Source organism: Gillisia lutea, from assembly GCF_021568705.1.
Lineage (GTDB): Bacteria > Bacteroidota > Bacteroidia > Flavobacteriales > Flavobacteriaceae > Gillisia > Gillisia lutea.
Genome location: NZ_JAKGTH010000008.1, coordinates 143312 through 159780 on the forward strand (window position 1 = coordinate 143312; position 16469 = coordinate 159780).

Consider the following 16469-nt stretch of genomic DNA (forward strand, 5'->3'; position numbering starts at 1 on the left):
TTTTGAATTAAATGTAGATATTCTACAGAAATTGATAAGTTAAATTTGGTCATGATCAACACTCACAATCTACATAATTTATTAAAGGGTAATTGGTGGAGTAAATTTGATAAGCCAGGTGAATAAGTTGTAACTATCTGAATTTCATAACATTGTACTTCAAATAAAATATTTTAAAGAGTCCATATTCATGAAGGTGAAAACATCTTCATTCGATATTATTAATTAAAAATTTAAATATCATGTTAACAGTAGTAGAAAAATTAACCCCCCAAAAAATCAACGATTTTGAAAAAAACGTGAGAGGTGAATTGATCTTACCTTCCCATACTAATTATGAGGATACTCGAAAGGTCTACAATGCAATGATAAACAAGCATCCGGGAATGATTGTGAAATGTGATGATATTGCTGATGTTATGGCTAGCGTGAATTTTGGCCGTGAGAATACCTTACTGGTGGCTGTAAGAGGAGGAGGGCATAACGGAGGCGGCCTGGGTTTATGTGATGATGGGCTGGTTATCGACTTATCGGGACTTAAATCTGTGAGAGTAGATACATCCAATAATACGGTAAGAGTTGGAGGCGGAAACCTGTGGAGAGAAGTAGATCATGCCACTCATCCATTTGGACTTGCTGTACCTGCCGGAATAATTTCAAGTACAGGAGTTGGTGGCTTGACCCTAGGAGGAGGAATAGGGCATTTATCACGTAAATATGGTCTTACAATAGACAATTTATTGGAAGCCGATATGGTTCTGGCCGATGGCAGTTATGTAACGGTAAATGCCAATAAAAATCCAGATCTTTTTTGGGCTATCCGTGGAGGGGGAGGAAATTTTGGTATTGTTACTTCATTCAAATTTCAGGCGCACCCGGTTAAAACTGTTATTGGAGGTCCAACTTTATGGTCTATAGAGCAAACCGAAAAAATTATGGAGTGGTATGATAATTTTTTGAACAAGGCTCCAGATGATTTAAATGGATTTATAGCTACAATGGTAATCCCGGGACCTCCATTTCCTGAACATCTTCATAATAAAAAGTTTTGCGGAATTGTTTGGTGTTATACAGGAAATGCCGCCGATTTTGATAAATTTTTTGAGCCGGTCAGAGAATTAAATCCGATTTTCGAGCATGTTGGAGAAATGCCTTATCCTTCTATTCAAACAATGTTTGATGGATTACTTCCATCTGGCTTACAATGGTATTGGCGAGCCGATTTTTTTAATGAATTAGGCCCGGAAATTAGAGCACAACATTTAAAATATGGTTCCAAAATTCCCACGGCTTTATCCCAAATGCATTTATATCCAATAAGTGGGGCGGCGGGCAGAGTAGGGAGTAAGGAAACTGCCTGGGCTTACAGAGATGCTAAATATGCAGGCGTGATAGTGGGAGTAGACGAAGATGCTCAAAATGCTGATAAAATTACCAGTTGGTGCAAAGAGTATTGGGAAGCACTTCACCCATATTCTTCCGGGGGTGCTTATTCTAATTTTATGATGGATGAAGGCCAAGATAGGGTAAAGGCTAGTTACAAGCATAACTACGACAGGTTATTGCAAATAAAAAGAAAGTACGATCCTACAAATCTATTTTGTATTAATCAAAATATCAAACCTTGATATTATACTTTAATATAATTACAGGAATTTAGGGGAGTTTCTGTTTGGTTAAGCCGCTAATTTCTAATATAAATTAGCGGCTTTTTTATCTAAAAAAATCCGGTGGCATATATTAAGTTGATAAATATCATTCTTCAGGACCAGGAATTATCCGAAATTAGGAAGTAAGATTCTTTAAAATAAATTCCAAATGAATTACAATATCACTTCAGAATCCCATTTCACTAGAGATGCACAGATCAATATTAAAGGATCAAAAATCCAATTTGGGACCACCTCGAAAAGTGAAGAAAATTTGCCAAATCCTGCGGAATTGTTTTTAGGTTCTTTTGCAGCGTGTATCCTAAAGAATGTAGAACGTTTTTCGGAGATTCTAAAATTCACCTATACTAAAACCTCTTTACAGGTTATGGCTAAACGACTTGAAAACCCACCAAGAATGGATCAATTAGAGTATATACTGACTATTTATAGTGATGATAAGAATTTGAATAAAGACCTATTAAAGAAGAATATTGAAAAATTTGGAACCATCTTTAATACCGTAAAACTTTCTTGTTCAATTACCGGAAGAATTATAGTAAATAAGACCGGTTTTTAGTATTGATCTTTTAAAAATTGAAATCTGTGAAAGTTATTTTTCTTGACTGATATAAGTCATTGTTTTAAAGTTAATTACTTCTCATTTTTGATGGTGAATCCAAATTTCAGAATCATGCTACAAACAGAATTATTCAACAAAAATGTAGATGCTTACGAAGAATGGTATACTAACTATCCCGAAGTATACCAGTCTGAGGTCGCAGCCATACAACAGCAATTGTTAAAGCTTCCCGAAAATATAAATGGTATTGAGGTTGGCTTAGGTACAGGACAGTTTTCAAAAGCACTTGGTATCAAGGAAGGAATTGAACCTGCAGAAGAAATGGCAAAAAAAGCCAGGAAAAGAGGCATAGAAGTAATGAAAGCTGTTGCCGAAAATTTACCTTATCGAGCTATGCATTTCGATTTTGTTCTCTTTGTTACTATATGCCATCTCCATAATATTAAAGCTGCATTTAACGAAGCGCACCGTGTTCTAAAACCTGGTGGCTCTATACTTATTGGCTTTTTAGATAAAGATCAGGCAGTAGCGAAGCAATATGATGAAAAGCGACATCGAAGTACCTTTTTCAAAAATGCTATTTATCATTCGGTTAGTCAGGTTGAAAAATTATTAAAAGCGGCAAAGTTCAAGGAATTCGAATATAATCAAACCTTATTTGGGGAAAGTTTAGATGAGATTAAGAAAGTTCAGATTCCAAAAGAAGGATATGGAGAAGGTTCATTTGTAGTGGTTAAGGCAGTAAAAAAATGAAAATCCGGTACCTGCCTCATACTGCTGACGTTAGAATGCTACTGGAAGCAGAATCATTACAAAAGCTCTTTGTGGCAGGTACAAAAGGAATGAGTAATTTGTTAAAGGAAGGTATTTGCGATCATACTTTCATATTTCATAGAAAGACAACTATAAAAACATCGGCATCAGATTTTACTAATTTACTAATTGATTTCCTATCAGATGTGCTTTCACATACCTATGCTAACAATACTATTTATTGTAAGATCAATATTCTAAGCTTTAAGAAATATGGAATTGTTGCTGAAATATTCGGTAATGAAATAAATGAATTTGATGAAGAAATTAAAGCCGTTACCTATCATGAGGCCAATGTAGTAAAAAATGCAGAAAGCAATTTATGGGAAACCTGTATCATCTTTGATATATAATGAAAAAATTAAGAAAAACCGATATCATTAAAATAGAAGACTTTCTTTGGGAGATCCCTAAATCTTTTAGAGAAGATATGTTAGTACCTGCCAGGGTTCTATGCTTTGAAACACTTCTGGATGATATTTTGGAGGACAGATCCCTCAACCAACTTGTAAACGTAGCCACTTTACCTGGAATTCAAAAGGCTTCCTTTGTTATGCCTGATGTTCACGAAGGCTATGGTTTTCCTATTGGGGGCGTAGCAGCAACAAAATTACCGGATGGTGTTATATCTCCTGGTGGAATTGGCTACGACATTAATTGTGGCGTGCGCTTATTAACTTCAACCCTTAAAATAGAACAGATACAAGATAAGCTGGAAGAACTCTCAAAAGAAATGTATGCACAAATCCCTTCAGGCATGGGAAAAGGAGGAGATATTCATCTTTCTGCTGAAGAAATGAATCAAGTTCTTACAACCGGTGCCGAATGGGCCGTTGCAAATGGGTATGGGGTAGAGGAAGATTTAGCCTATATTGAAAATAACGGTAAACTGGTTGAAGCTGATCCTGATATGATCTCGGAAATGGCAAAAAAAAGAGGAACCAGTCAATTGGGTACCATAGGCTCGGGAAATCATTTTGTGGAGGTAGATTATATAGAGGAAATTTATGATGAAGAGGTTGCTAAAGCATATAATTTAGAAATAGGGCAAGTAGTCATACTTATTCATACTGGTTCAAGAGGTCTTGGACATCAGGTAGCGACCGATTATATACGGTTAATGATGAACGCCATGCCTAAATATAATATCAAAGTACCCGACAGGGAACTAACCTGTGTTCCCTTAAATTCTGTCGAAGGAGAACAGTATTTTAAAGCTATGTGCGCAGCCGCAAATTACGCATGGTGTAATAGAGAAGTGATCTCAGCAGAGGTAAGAACTGCGTGGAAAAATATCTTTCAGGAAAATGCAGGAGAATTGAAATTACTGTACGATGTAGCCCATAATATTGCAAAGATAGAAACTCATACCGTAAATGGAACAAGGGAAAACCTTGTGGTACATCGTAAAGGCGCCACAAGAGCATTCGGTCCCGATTTTGAAGAATTACCTCCTAAATATAAACATGCGGGACAACCCGTAATCATTCCTGGAAGCATGGGAACCTGTTCCTATATTCTGGCCGGTACCAAAAAAAGTAGAGAACTCGCTTTTGGATCTTGCTGTCATGGTGCGGGAAGACGTTTATCCAGAACCGCAGCTAAAAAACAAGTGAATGCCCCCGTATTAAAAGAGAAGCTAAAAGAAAGAGGTATATATATAGAAGCTGGATCTTTTAAAGGAATTGCTGAAGAAGCGCCAATAGCTTATAAAGATGTAAATTTAGTAGTAGACACGGTTCATGCCTCGGGAATTGCCAAAAAGGTGGCAAAATTGAAACCGGTGGTAGTTATTAAAGGTTGAACAGTCTTAACTATATATAATACTAGCCTTTTTAAATTTTACTTTCTATATAATATAGAGACACCAATAGAATATATACCGTAGAATGATTTATTATATTTAAACTTCTATCCTTTTTATTTTTAATCATTACTTTTTAGTTATTTAGAATTTCTTCCCACTTTAGACTGATAAACATCATATTTTTCTCTCATAAGGTCAGCTAACTTTGATTTTATGAAACATCCACACTTCTTGAAAATTACTATCGGCTTTGTAATTTTTATAATGCCGATAGTAAAGGTATTTGGTCAACAAGATCTTTCAGCAAAAGAAATTGTCAAGATAGCTGATGATAATATGCGCGGAAAAACATCACAAGCAGATATCACCATCAAAATAATTAGACCTACTTGGAATCGGGAAATGAATATTAAAGCCTGGTCTAAGGGAGATGATTATTCCATGATATTAGTTACTTCTCCCGCCAGAGAAAAAGGAACCGTGTTTTTAAAGCGTATAAAAGAGGTTTGGAATTGGATTCCGGCTATTGAACGTACTATCAAATTACCTCCCTCTATGATGTCGCAAAGTTGGATGGGAACCGATTTCACGAATGATGATTTGGTTAAAGAAGCGTCTTCAGTTTCAGATTATGATCATAAACTCTTAGGGAAAGAAACCGTTTCCAATAAAGACTGCTATAAAATTGAAATGATACCAAAACCTTCCGCAGCAATTGTATGGGAAAAGGTGGTTGTATGGATTGATTCTGCTGAATATTTACAGCTAAAGGCTGAATTCTATGATGAAGATGGAGAACTGGTAAATGTTATGACCTCTAGTGAAGTTAAAGAAGTTGGAGGTAGAAAAATAACTTCAAAAATTGAAATGCTTCCCATTGAAAAAGAAGGAAATAGTACGGTGATTATATATAACGATATCATTTTTGACATCCCTATTAATGATAACTTCTTCACCACGAGGAATATGAAACAGTTGAAATAATGTTACTAAAACTAGCTTGGTTAAACATATGGCGCAATAAGCGTAGAACGATTATTACTGCAACCTCTGTGTTTTTTGCAGTGTTGTTGGCTATAATTTTCCGTTCCCTAACCGATGGTGTTTATGACAACATGATTCATAATGTGGTGAGCTATTCTTCCGGATACTTGCAAATTCATCAAAAAGGATATTGGGATGAGCAATCTATTGATAATACTTTTGAGGAAGATAATCAATTGTATGAGGAGTTACTTAAAAACCCGAAGGTTACTCATATCATGCCTCGATTAGAAACATTTGCATTGGCTTCTTACTCCGAAAAAACGAAAGGGGTTCTTGTTTTAGGGATTGATCCTGACAAGGAAAAAGAGGTTAATAATTTGCACGAGAAAATTGTAGCTGGCGAGTACATCGAAGGTATTAATGACAACGCGGTAGTTCTAGGTGAAGGCTTAGCCTCACAATTAAAGCTAAAAGTAAATGATACTTTGGTGTTGTTAGGCCAAGGATATCATGCAAGTAGTGCTGCTGCAAAGTTCAGAGTAAAAGGACTGGTAAAACTGGGAGCAATTGAGTTGAATAACAATGTTGTGTATATGCCCCTTCAACAATCACAAGCCATGCACGGAGCCGAAAATAGGTTAACATCGGTTTCGGTAATGCTGGATAAAGCTAGTAATTTAGAAGATCTAAAACATACTTTGCTAAAATCTATCGATGCTGATAAATATGAAGTGATGAGTTGGAAAGAAATGATGCCGGAAATGGATCAATTTATAGAAGCCGATAGCACAGGACATTATATCATTATTGGCGTGCTTTATTTTATAATTTCCTTCGGATTATTTGGCACGTTGTTGATGATGGTTTTTGAACGTAAACACGAATTAGGCATTTTGATTGCCATAGGAATGAAGAAGCGATTACTGGCTTTAGTGCTGTTATTAGAATCTATTATGATTTCCTTAATTGGTTGTTTTACTGGGGTTATTGCTGGTATACTATTTATAAAATGGTTCACCATACATCCTATTCATTTAACGGGAGACTTAAAACAAGTTTATGAAGATTACGGTATAGAATCTATTATATACTTATCTAGTCATGAGAAAATTTTTATTGTTCAAACTTTAATCGTTTTAATATTATCTATCCTACTAGCCTTTTACCCAGGGTATAAGGTGATGAAGTTAAAACCTGTTGAAGCCATAAATAGTTAGTTATGTTGTTTCAAATTGCTTGGCGAAATATATGGCGAAATAAAGCCCGAAGCTTAGTAGTAATAAGCTCTATTATTATTGGGGTGTGGGCAGGAATTTTCATTTTGTCATTTTCGTGGGGTATGTATAAGAACAATATAGATGAATCGGTTTACATACAATTATCTCACATTCAAATTCATCATCCAACTTTTAAAGAAGAAAACGATTCTAAATACACCATTACCAATACGGATGAAAAAATGAAGCAATTTCAAGCTGATAATCGTATTGCTTCGGTAAGTTCTCGAGTTATTTCCCCGGGAATGATCACTTCACCAACAACAGCAAGCGGTGTGAAAATTTACGGCATCAATCCTTCGTCAGAAGTCACTCAAATTAGATTGAATGAGTATGTAAGCCAAGGTGCTTATTTTGATTCAGGAAAAGAAAATGAAATGCTAATTGGCGAAAAACTAGCTAAAAAACTTAAAGTAAAACTGAAAAGTAAGGTGGTATTGACCTTTACAAATACCAAATCTGAAATTATTTCAGCAGCCTTTAGAATTGGGGGAATTTACAGATCTAAAAACATTTCGTTAGATGAAGTAAATGTATATGTGCAACAAAAACACCTACAGGAACTATTAGAACTTAAACCATCAGAAAGCAATGAAATAGCCATCTTGGTAAAAGATGAAAAGGAGCTAGATACTATTAAAAACTTCAGTGTTGGAGTAGTGCCTAACGGAAAAATTGAAGATTGGAAAGAGTTGTCTCCTGAACTGGAAATGATTATAGAATCTTTTAATCTATACACCTATATCATTAGCGGTATCATTTTATTGGCATTAACTTTTGGCATAATCAATACCATGTTAATGTCTGTATTAGAACGGATTAGAGAACTCGGAATGCTCATGGCTATTGGATTAAACAAGCGTAAAATATTTATTATGATTATGCTAGAGACGTTCTATATAACACTAATTGGCACTCCAATTGGCTTGTTAACAGGCTGGTTGACGGTAACAATATTAGGGAGAACCGGAATTAATTTATCTATGTTTTCTGAAGGTTTAGCATCATACGGATTCAGCTCTATGATCTATCCTGCTTTAGATCATGATAAATATGTAATTATTGTAGGCATGTGTATAATAACAGGCATATTATCGGCTATTTATCCCGCTTATAAAGCGCTGCAATTAAATCCATCAGAAGCAATACGTAAAATTTAAGGTTATGGCACAAACGATTATCGACGCTCATAATGTTAGTAAAACCTTCAACCCAAAAACGGTTCCTGTTCATGCGGTTCAAAATGTGCACGTCCACATAGAAGAAGGAGAATTTGTAGCATTAGTTGGACCTTCTGGTTCAGGGAAATCTACTTTGTTGAATATGATGGGTGGCTTAGATGAACCCACAGCAGGAAGCGTAATTATAGATGGTGTTGAAATCACAGAACTCTCAGAAAACAAATTAATAGATTTCAGATTACACAATATTGGATTTGTATTTCAGTCATTTAATTTGATTCCTGTACTTACCGCAAAAGAGAATGTGGGTTTTGTATTGCAGTTGCAACATATGCCCAAAGCTGAACGAGAAAAACGTGTCTTAACCTTGTTGGAAGAAGTTGGACTTGAAGATAAAATAAATAGTAAGCCAGGTGAACTTTCGGGTGGACAACAACAACGTGTAGCAGTTGCCAGGGCACTAGCTTCAAAACCTAAAATAATATTAGCCGATGAACCTACCGCTAATTTAGACTCCAAATCAGCGGCTAATTTACTTGATATCATGGCTAAATTGAATAAAGAGGAAAAGATTACTTTTTTATTTTCAACACACGATCAGCGCGTAATTAAAAAAGCACGACGGGTCATCACCTTAGTAGACGGTAAAGTAGCGTCCGACGTGCAACAAATACCTTCATAAACCAGATGAAAAGGTTGTTTTCAACATACCTGTTACTATTCTTTTTTTCCTTTATAAATGCTCAAGAAAAGGAGGAAAAGCTATTCCTGTCTGGTTATATTAAAAACTTACATGAATTTAGTTTTGTTGACAAGTTAGAACAGTTGCAATGGACAACCACATTACATAACAGATTGAATTTTAAATTTATTCCTTCGGAAGAAATCACCCTGAGGTTGGAGCTTAGAAACCGATTGTTTTACGGTGATAATGTGAAAAATATACTTGGTTTTTCTGAAATGATTTCTAATGATAATGGGATTACAGATCTTTCTTGGAATATTATTGACAACAATGATGTTCTATTTAATACCACTATTGATAGAGCTTTGGTGAATTATATTAAAGGTAACTGGGATATCACTTTAGGGAGACAACGTGTTAACTGGGGAATGAATTTAGTATGGAATCCAAATGATATCTTCAATACCTATAACTTTTTAGATTTCGATTACGAAGAGCGCCCGGGAAGTGATGCCATAAGAGTACAATATTATTTAGGAGATTTCAGTAAGATTGAAGTTACAGCAAAAAAGGGTAGAAGTAAGGATGATCATATTGTAGCGGCCATGTATAAGTTTAACAAATGGGAATATGATATTCAGTTAATTACAGGTGTATATCAAAAAGATTGGGTAATTGGAGCAGGTTGGGCAGGAAATTTAAAGAATGCTGGTTTTAAAGGCGAAGTTTCCTATTTTGTTCCTTATGAGACCTATTTTAACTCAGAAAATGTATTGAGTACTTCTGTTTCTATTGATTATGGCTTTAAAAAAGGATTGTATATAAATGGTTCAGTTCTATATAATAGCAGTGCAAATGCTTTGTCTGGCAGCATAGGCAATTTGTTGTACACTAATTTAAGTGCCAAGAATTTAATGCCTTATAAATATTCAGGATTTCTACAATTAGCCAAAGAATTCACACCCATTTTTAGAGGAACTTTGAGTACAATTTATTCACCAACAAATCAATCTGTTATTGTTATGTCAAGTCTAGATTATTCTATAGCTACAAATTGGGAACTCAATTTTACTGGACAATCCTTTTTTGAATTTGAAGATTACAATACTTTAGGCAACAGTTTATTTGTGAGGTTGCGATGGAGTTTTTAATAGTTTAAGTAAAATCGACATTTATACATAACACCTATTTCTTAAGAAATCACATTTGTACTATAATGTTAAGCGTTATGTAACTTTGCTTTTGTAAAAGCGAAGTACTTACCTAGATTTTTTTTCTTCTCTAATGTTCTCTCAAAACATAATGGAATACTCTTTTCCCGAAGCGACGATAGGAGCGAAGTGGAAATGTGTGTGGTATGGGATTATAAAAATAAAATTTTCTTTTCCCTACGTTACGGGAATCTACAAAGAACAATATACTCCTAAAGTAAATACCATTACGATTTCGTGTAATGTTAATAACTAGTTTATAACTAAAGCATTACAATTATAATCATGATGTATGCAAAGTGTATATTAGCGTATGTTTTATGATTTATCTGATAAAGAGCTAAAAGCAATAAAGATTATTAGAAATTTTCTTGTTAATCAAGGAAGAATACCAAGTGTTCGAGAACTAATGACAGGATTGGATTATAAATCACCTCGTTCATCAGCAATTTTATTAAAAAACCTTGAAGAAAAGAAAATCTTAAGAAAAAAAAATGACGGGAGTTATCAAATAGTTGACTTTGAAATACCTGAAGATTTTGGCTCGAGAGCACAAACTGTAAAAATTCCTTTATTAGGAAGTGTAGCTTGTGGGATGCCAATTTTTGCAGATGAAAATATTGAAGCAGAAGTCTCCATTTCTATAGAAATGATAAAAAATGGATATAAATATTTCTTATTACGAGCAGAAGGAGATTCAATGGATGAAGCTGGAATTGAAAATGGAGATTTATTATTGGTAAGGCAGCAGCAAAATGCAGAAAATGGAGATAGAATATTGGCTTTAATTGATGATGAAGCTACTGTTAAAGAGTATAATAAAAGTAATGGAATGGTTATTTTAAAACCAAAATCAAGTAATAAAATACACCAACCAATAATTCTTAATGAGAATTTTAGAATCCAAGGGATTATTGAAAATATAATAAAATTATAAATAATATGGCTATAGATAAAAACGAACATCTTAATAAGGTTCTTGATACACACGATATTAATAAAGTTAAACTTTTGAGCAAGTTTATTGCAAAAAAGAATAAGGTGAAAAATGCTTTAAATGATAAGTTTTCTGATTTTAAAGCTTCAAATGCTATTGATTCAGGATCCTATGCAAAAAAGACTGCTATAAATACTAAATTCGATATCGATTGCTGTATTCCTTTTAAAAAGAAAGTTTCTGATAGTGATAAAGGATTTAGCAGTCTTAAAGAAATGTTTGAAGAGGTATATAAATACTTAAAAAATGAATATACTGAAACGGATGATGATATAACTAAGGATAAGGTTAGAAAGCAAAAAGTCTCAATCGGTTTAGAGTTTGAAATTGACGGAGAAATATTCGATATGGATGTAGTTCCTGGTCGTGAAAGGCCTGATAACGATAGTTATTCAAACAATAACGATTTGAGCTTATATATAAATCCCTCGAATAGGTCTAAAAAGGAAGAAGATATTAATAAAACCAGGATTAAAACAAACATTAAGAAACACCTGGAACTTCTAGGAGGAGCTGATAGGACTCACGAAAGAAAAATAGCGAAGCTACTTAAAGTATGGAAAACTGAAAGAAAAATTCAGAATGGAGGAAAACTGATTAAGTCATTCATGATGGAACTATATACTAAAGAAGCCTTTGATAAGACTGAGGATATCCCGTCTGATTTATGGGAAAAGGTGAAGATGGTGATGAACCATATAATTGATAATATAACTCAAAATGATTTAGTTGATCCGGCCAACTCGCACAATATTGTGTCCGATTCCATGAGTGATACTGCTAAATCTGATACAAAAAGAGATATGAAAAAAACTATCAAAGAAATTGACGAGGATTCAGATAAAATTAAAAATTACTTTCCGATAAATGATAAACACGATAATGATGATGAGGAAAATGCAAACTCAAAAGCTTCATCTGCATCAGTATTAAGCACTAGTAAATTTGGATAAGCAGGATCAAATCACAATAACCAAAATAAATGACCTAATCGATAGGGATAAAGATGTAACGATCGTAGAAGAAATTAAAAGAAATGGTAACTATTTTTCAGGTAAAATTGAAGTAGATTATTTAAATACAAGGACTTCATATGACATTAAAATTCCCTCAACTTATCCGCTGACGCATCCTAACGCTGATAACATTTCAATAATTTTTAGGAATGATGCTTATATAGGATTAAATCATATTAACCCCGATGGTTCTGTTTGTTTTCACCCAGATAAAGACGATAACTTTGATCACAAGCTTCTCTATGAACTAAATTGTCTAAAACAATGGATTAGAGATTATTTTATTTTTGATAAGGAGGATGATGACTATACATACATAATTCCTGATACTGAAATAGGTAGATTGGATAAACTTTATTTCACAAATACTAATAGCAATTTTAAAAAAAACAAATTTGGAATTTTTGATTATTCCATCTTCTCATCTGAAGAATATGGAAAGAAGAAATTTCCAGTTAAAAAACTTTTCAGGTTAGGGTTCGATTCTGGTATCGAAGATAATTGGTCTAAAACTTTTATTGAAGAATTAAAAAGTAAAACCTGTAAAAAAGGTTTGTATTATTTCATTGAAGAAGAACCCATCAAAAAAGATAGCATAGGTAGAAGAGCTCTAGAGACTTGGGATGAATTCAAAGATTTTTTTTCAAATGAATTTCAGGAATACTTGTATCATGGTTTAAAAGGCAAGTTTGGGGATTCATTTTTTATTGAAAATTCTTCGTTATTCATTTTGATTGGTTATAAAATTCCAACTCATGATGATTATGAGGAACATTGGGATTTAATAAGAATAGAAAAAATAGAAAAACCAATTGGTCATCTGAAAATTCCAAAAAGTGAAAGAAAATCTAATAATAAAGGCTTCGAAACATTTTTAAAAACGGATAAAATCCGTTGGGGTAGTACAGAAAATATAGATTATTCTAGATTTTTTGGCAGAGGAAAACTTAACGAAAAAATAACTGATTCTCATATTTTAATAATAGGTTGTGGAGCATTGGGCAGCTCTTTGGCTGAAATGCTAGTTAGAGGAGGAGCAAGAAGCATTGTTCTTGAAGATTTTGATTCAATACGTGGTGGAAATTTATGCAGAGCTAATTTCACTTTAGATGATTTGATTTTTCCAAAAGCGGAAAGATTAGAAAGAAGACTTAAGTCAATATCTCCATTTATTAATTTAGCTTCAATAAGTTTAAAATTGAATCATTTCAACTTGACGGAGGTTAAGGAAATTTTTAACAAGAATGTAGATATAATTTTTGACTGTTCAACTGATCCTGAAGTAACCTATATTTTAGATAAGATAGACTTCACAGGAGATGTATTCAGTTTTGGAATTAATAATAAAGCTAAAGCATTCACTTCAATAAGTGGAAAATACTTAACCCGACAATCTAAAATCATATATGACTTCATTGGAAATGATGAGGCAACCTTCATCGAAGGTACTGGATGTGGTTATCCAACTTTCGAGGCAAACTACGTAGATATAAATGCCTTGCTGAATACAGGACTTAAAATCATTAATGACAATTTTAATAAAGGGGAGAAGAACAAAACTTTAATAATAGAACCTAGATTTGAAGATAATTTCAAAATAAAAATTGAAAATTTTGAAAATTTTTATTGCAGGGATTTTAGTAGTTCAATATTAGTGTCTAAAACTGTTCTTAATCAAATAGAAGAAATTACAAGATTACATTATCCAAAGGAGTTTGGAGGAGTATTTATTGGTTTTAAAAATGAAACAGGTTTCATAATAACAGATATTTTAATTCCCGATGAATATCGTAACGGCAGAACAAAGTTCATAAGGGAACCCGGTAACTTGAATGATAGATTGAAGGAATTACATAAAAAAACTGCAGGTAAGATTCAATATATCGGAGAGTGGCATTCTCATCCCGATGGTCCTACAAGTCCAAGCACTACTGATTTAAAAGCAATGAAAGATATCGCTACGGATAAAAAAATTAATGTAAACACTCCTTTGCTCATGATAGCAGGAATCTCAGAGATATTATTTAGCAAAGATTTTTACATATTGGTTGATAAAAGATTGAAGCACTATGAGTAATAAAATAAATTTAAGAAAGTTATTTGGAGGCTTACAGACTCAAATGGAGGCTCAATTAAACACTAATAGGACGTTTATAGAGCATCCAGGTTCTAAAGGGGATTCTCTTGAAAATACTTGGATTGAATGGTTGAGAACCTATCTGCCAGATAGATATTGCGTTGATAAGGCAATTGTAATTGATTCCAAAGGACAATTAAGCCATCAAATTGATTTGGTGATTTATGATCAAACATATACACCTTTTGTATTTAAACAAAATGGTATTTTTTATATACCAGCAGAAGGGGTGTACGCTATTTTTGAAGTTAAACCAGATCTGGATAAAGAAAATATCATATATGCAGGAGACAAAATTGAGAGTGTTAGAAAATTATTTAGAACATCCACCGAAATAATTGATAGAGGAGAATCAAAGGATCCGAGAGCTTTAACCAAAATACTTGGAGGTATATTAACTATAGAAACAAAAATTAAAGATGTCACAATTGAAAAACATCTTAAAAGTTTAAAAGGATTAAAATCAATTGATATTGGCTGTGCAGTAAAGAATAAGAGCTTTTATGTAGATTATCAAAAGGATGACAACATATTTAAAATTGACAGAGGTGTGAAATTATCTTTTAAAGAACATAATGAATTATTTTTTAAGTTTTATACTGAAAGAAAAGTGAATGACATTGAATTTAGTAAGAGGAATAATTCGTTAGTTACTTTTTTTTTACAATTAACTAGATATTTACAACAAAGTATTGGTACAGTCGCGGCTATTGATTTATCAGAATATGCGAAAGCAATTAGTTTTGAAATTGATGATGATCTTTAAATTCATTTAAAGATATGATTATCATTATTTTTTCATAGATTTTTTCACAATTTTAATGACTTCACTCTCAATTTTAATGTTCGTAGGATATAAGACATTCGTAATTTTAAATTAGCCGTATAAACATTATAATTTAGCAGTTACAGCTATTCGCCGTTTTACCCATATATTATATTTGTACTATAATTTATATTATGTAAAATAGAATATTTAAGAAACTCCTCTGCACCTTATTTACATTTATTTCAGTTGCCTTTTAATAATTCGATCTTCCGCTCTTAATTATAAAAACTAAATAATTATTAAAGTTATTCCCTCTTCTAATAAAAATCGTAATTTTCAAAAAAACTATTTAAATATGGCCGGCGGATCAAAAATCGCAATCTATAGCGCAATTGGCGCAAACCTTTTAATAGCAATAGGAAAATTTGTTGCTTCTTTTTTTACAGGTAGCTCAGCAATGCTAGCTGAGGGAATTCACTCTTTAGTCGATACCGGAAACGGATTTCTATTACTCTTTGGCATTAAACAATCTCAACAAGAACCTGATGAATTGCACCCCTTTGGATATGGGAAAGAAGTTTATTTTTGGAGTTTTGTTGTTAGCATCTTAATTTTTGCCCTTGGGGGTGGCTTTGCTTTGTATGAGGGTATTCATGCCATACAGGATCCTCATGTAATTGCCGATCCTACATGGAATTACATTGTTCTTATTGCAGCTTTAGTTTTTGAAGGAACCGCTTTGTATTTAGCCCTAAAAGCCTTCAATAAATCACGAGCCAGTTCTGGAAATATAATCACTAATATTGTTCGTAGTAAAGATGCTGCAACCTTTGCTGTCATTATAGAAGATGCCGCTGCGGTAATTGGTTTAAGCATTGCACTATTAGGGGTTTTTCTTTCGCAACAGCTAAATAATCCGTACCTTGATGGAGCGGCTTCTATATTTATTGGAATACTTCTTTTAAGCGTAGCCACCTTTCTTGCCAGAGAAAGTAAAGGCCTTTTATTAGGAGAAAGTGCCAATCCGGAGGTCATAGTCTCAGTAGAAAAAATCCTTGCTGGAAACACTAAGGTAAAAGATTGGGGTCTACCCCATACCATGCATTTTGGTCCGGATAGTATCTTACTGGTTATTGAGATTGATCTTGAAAATAGCCTGGAACTGCTCGAAGCCGAAAATACCATGGAAGAACTTCGAATGGAAATAAAGCTTAAGCAACCCAAAATAACTCAGGTTTACTTACAAACCACCAATAATATTATAAATGAAATTTCAGTATAACTAAAAAATTCAATAACCCTTATAGCAAATAACTCTCGTACCAAATTCTTTCTTAAATCTTCCCTAACAAAGGCC

Annotated in this window: 15 protein-coding genes; all 15 read left to right on the forward strand. The window is 33.4% G+C overall.

Annotation, left to right across the window (positions count from 1 at the left end):
- The first annotated feature begins 242 nt into the window (after positions 1-242).
- The 15 genes from L1I30_RS07805 (at position 243) to L1I30_RS07875 (ending at position 16394) form a co-directional block, all read left to right on the forward strand.
- Positions 243-1628: an FAD-binding oxidoreductase gene (locus tag L1I30_RS07805; protein ID WP_236133719.1), complete on the forward strand. Its 1386-nt coding sequence runs from the start codon at positions 243-245 to the stop codon at positions 1626-1628.
- A gap of 190 nt (positions 1629-1818) precedes the next feature.
- Complete coding sequence (locus L1I30_RS07810) at positions 1819-2229, forward strand: OsmC family protein (RefSeq protein WP_236133720.1); 411 nt, start codon at positions 1819-1821, stop codon at positions 2227-2229.
- 114 nt (positions 2230-2343) lie between these two features.
- Positions 2344-2985: a class I SAM-dependent methyltransferase gene (locus L1I30_RS07815; RefSeq protein ID WP_236133721.1), complete on the forward strand. Its 642-nt coding sequence runs from the start codon at positions 2344-2346 to the stop codon at positions 2983-2985.
- The gene (locus L1I30_RS07820; protein ID WP_236133722.1) at positions 2982-3398 is read left to right on the forward strand and encodes an archease; all 417 of its coding nucleotides are present in this window, start codon (positions 2982-2984) and stop codon (positions 3396-3398) included. Before L1I30_RS07815 ends, L1I30_RS07820 begins: the two co-directional genes overlap by 4 nt.
- Entirely contained in the window at positions 3398-4849 is a 1452-nt protein-coding gene (locus tag L1I30_RS07825; RefSeq protein WP_236133723.1) for an RtcB family protein, read from the forward strand. The genes L1I30_RS07820 and L1I30_RS07825 overlap by 1 nt, the downstream gene beginning before the upstream one ends.
- Before the next feature lie 216 nt (positions 4850-5065).
- Positions 5066-5836, forward strand: a complete 771-nt coding sequence (locus L1I30_RS07830; RefSeq protein WP_236133724.1) for an outer membrane lipoprotein-sorting protein — start codon at positions 5066-5068, stop codon at positions 5834-5836.
- Positions 5836-7056, forward strand: a complete 1221-nt coding sequence (locus L1I30_RS07835) for an ABC transporter permease (RefSeq protein ID WP_236133725.1) — start codon at positions 5836-5838, stop codon at positions 7054-7056. Before L1I30_RS07830 ends, L1I30_RS07835 begins: the two co-directional genes overlap by 1 nt.
- Before the next feature lie 2 nt (positions 7057-7058).
- The gene (locus L1I30_RS07840) at positions 7059-8276 is read left to right on the forward strand and encodes an ABC transporter permease (protein WP_236133726.1); all 1218 of its coding nucleotides are present in this window, start codon (positions 7059-7061) and stop codon (positions 8274-8276) included.
- A gap of 4 nt (positions 8277-8280) precedes the next feature.
- Entirely contained in the window at positions 8281-8979 is a 699-nt protein-coding gene (locus L1I30_RS07845) for an ABC transporter ATP-binding protein (protein ID WP_236133727.1), read from the forward strand.
- A 5-nt stretch (positions 8980-8984) separates the two neighbouring features.
- Positions 8985-10133 (forward strand): hypothetical protein, encoded by a 1149-nt coding sequence (locus tag L1I30_RS07850; RefSeq protein ID WP_236133728.1) that lies wholly within the window; start codon positions 8985-8987, stop codon positions 10131-10133.
- 373 nt (positions 10134-10506) lie between these two features.
- Positions 10507-11130 carry a transcriptional repressor LexA gene (lexA, locus tag L1I30_RS07855; protein ID WP_236133729.1) on the forward strand — a complete coding sequence of 208 codons (624 nt, stop codon included), beginning with the start codon at positions 10507-10509 and terminating at the stop codon, positions 11128-11130.
- A 5-nt stretch (positions 11131-11135) separates the two neighbouring features.
- On the forward strand, positions 11136-12143 hold the full coding sequence (locus L1I30_RS07860; RefSeq protein ID WP_236133730.1) for a nucleotidyltransferase domain-containing protein: 1008 nt from the start codon (positions 11136-11138) through the stop codon (positions 12141-12143).
- Entirely contained in the window at positions 12136-14283 is a 2148-nt protein-coding gene (locus L1I30_RS07865) for a ThiF family adenylyltransferase (RefSeq protein ID WP_236133731.1), read from the forward strand. The genes L1I30_RS07860 and L1I30_RS07865 overlap by 8 nt, the downstream gene beginning before the upstream one ends.
- Entirely contained in the window at positions 14276-15109 is an 834-nt protein-coding gene (locus L1I30_RS07870) for a DUF6602 domain-containing protein (protein ID WP_236133732.1), read from the forward strand. The genes L1I30_RS07865 and L1I30_RS07870 overlap by 8 nt, the downstream gene beginning before the upstream one ends.
- Before the next feature lie 358 nt (positions 15110-15467).
- Complete coding sequence (locus L1I30_RS07875) at positions 15468-16394, forward strand: cation diffusion facilitator family transporter (protein WP_236133733.1); 927 nt, start codon at positions 15468-15470, stop codon at positions 16392-16394.
- Positions 16395-16469 lie beyond the last annotated feature (75 nt).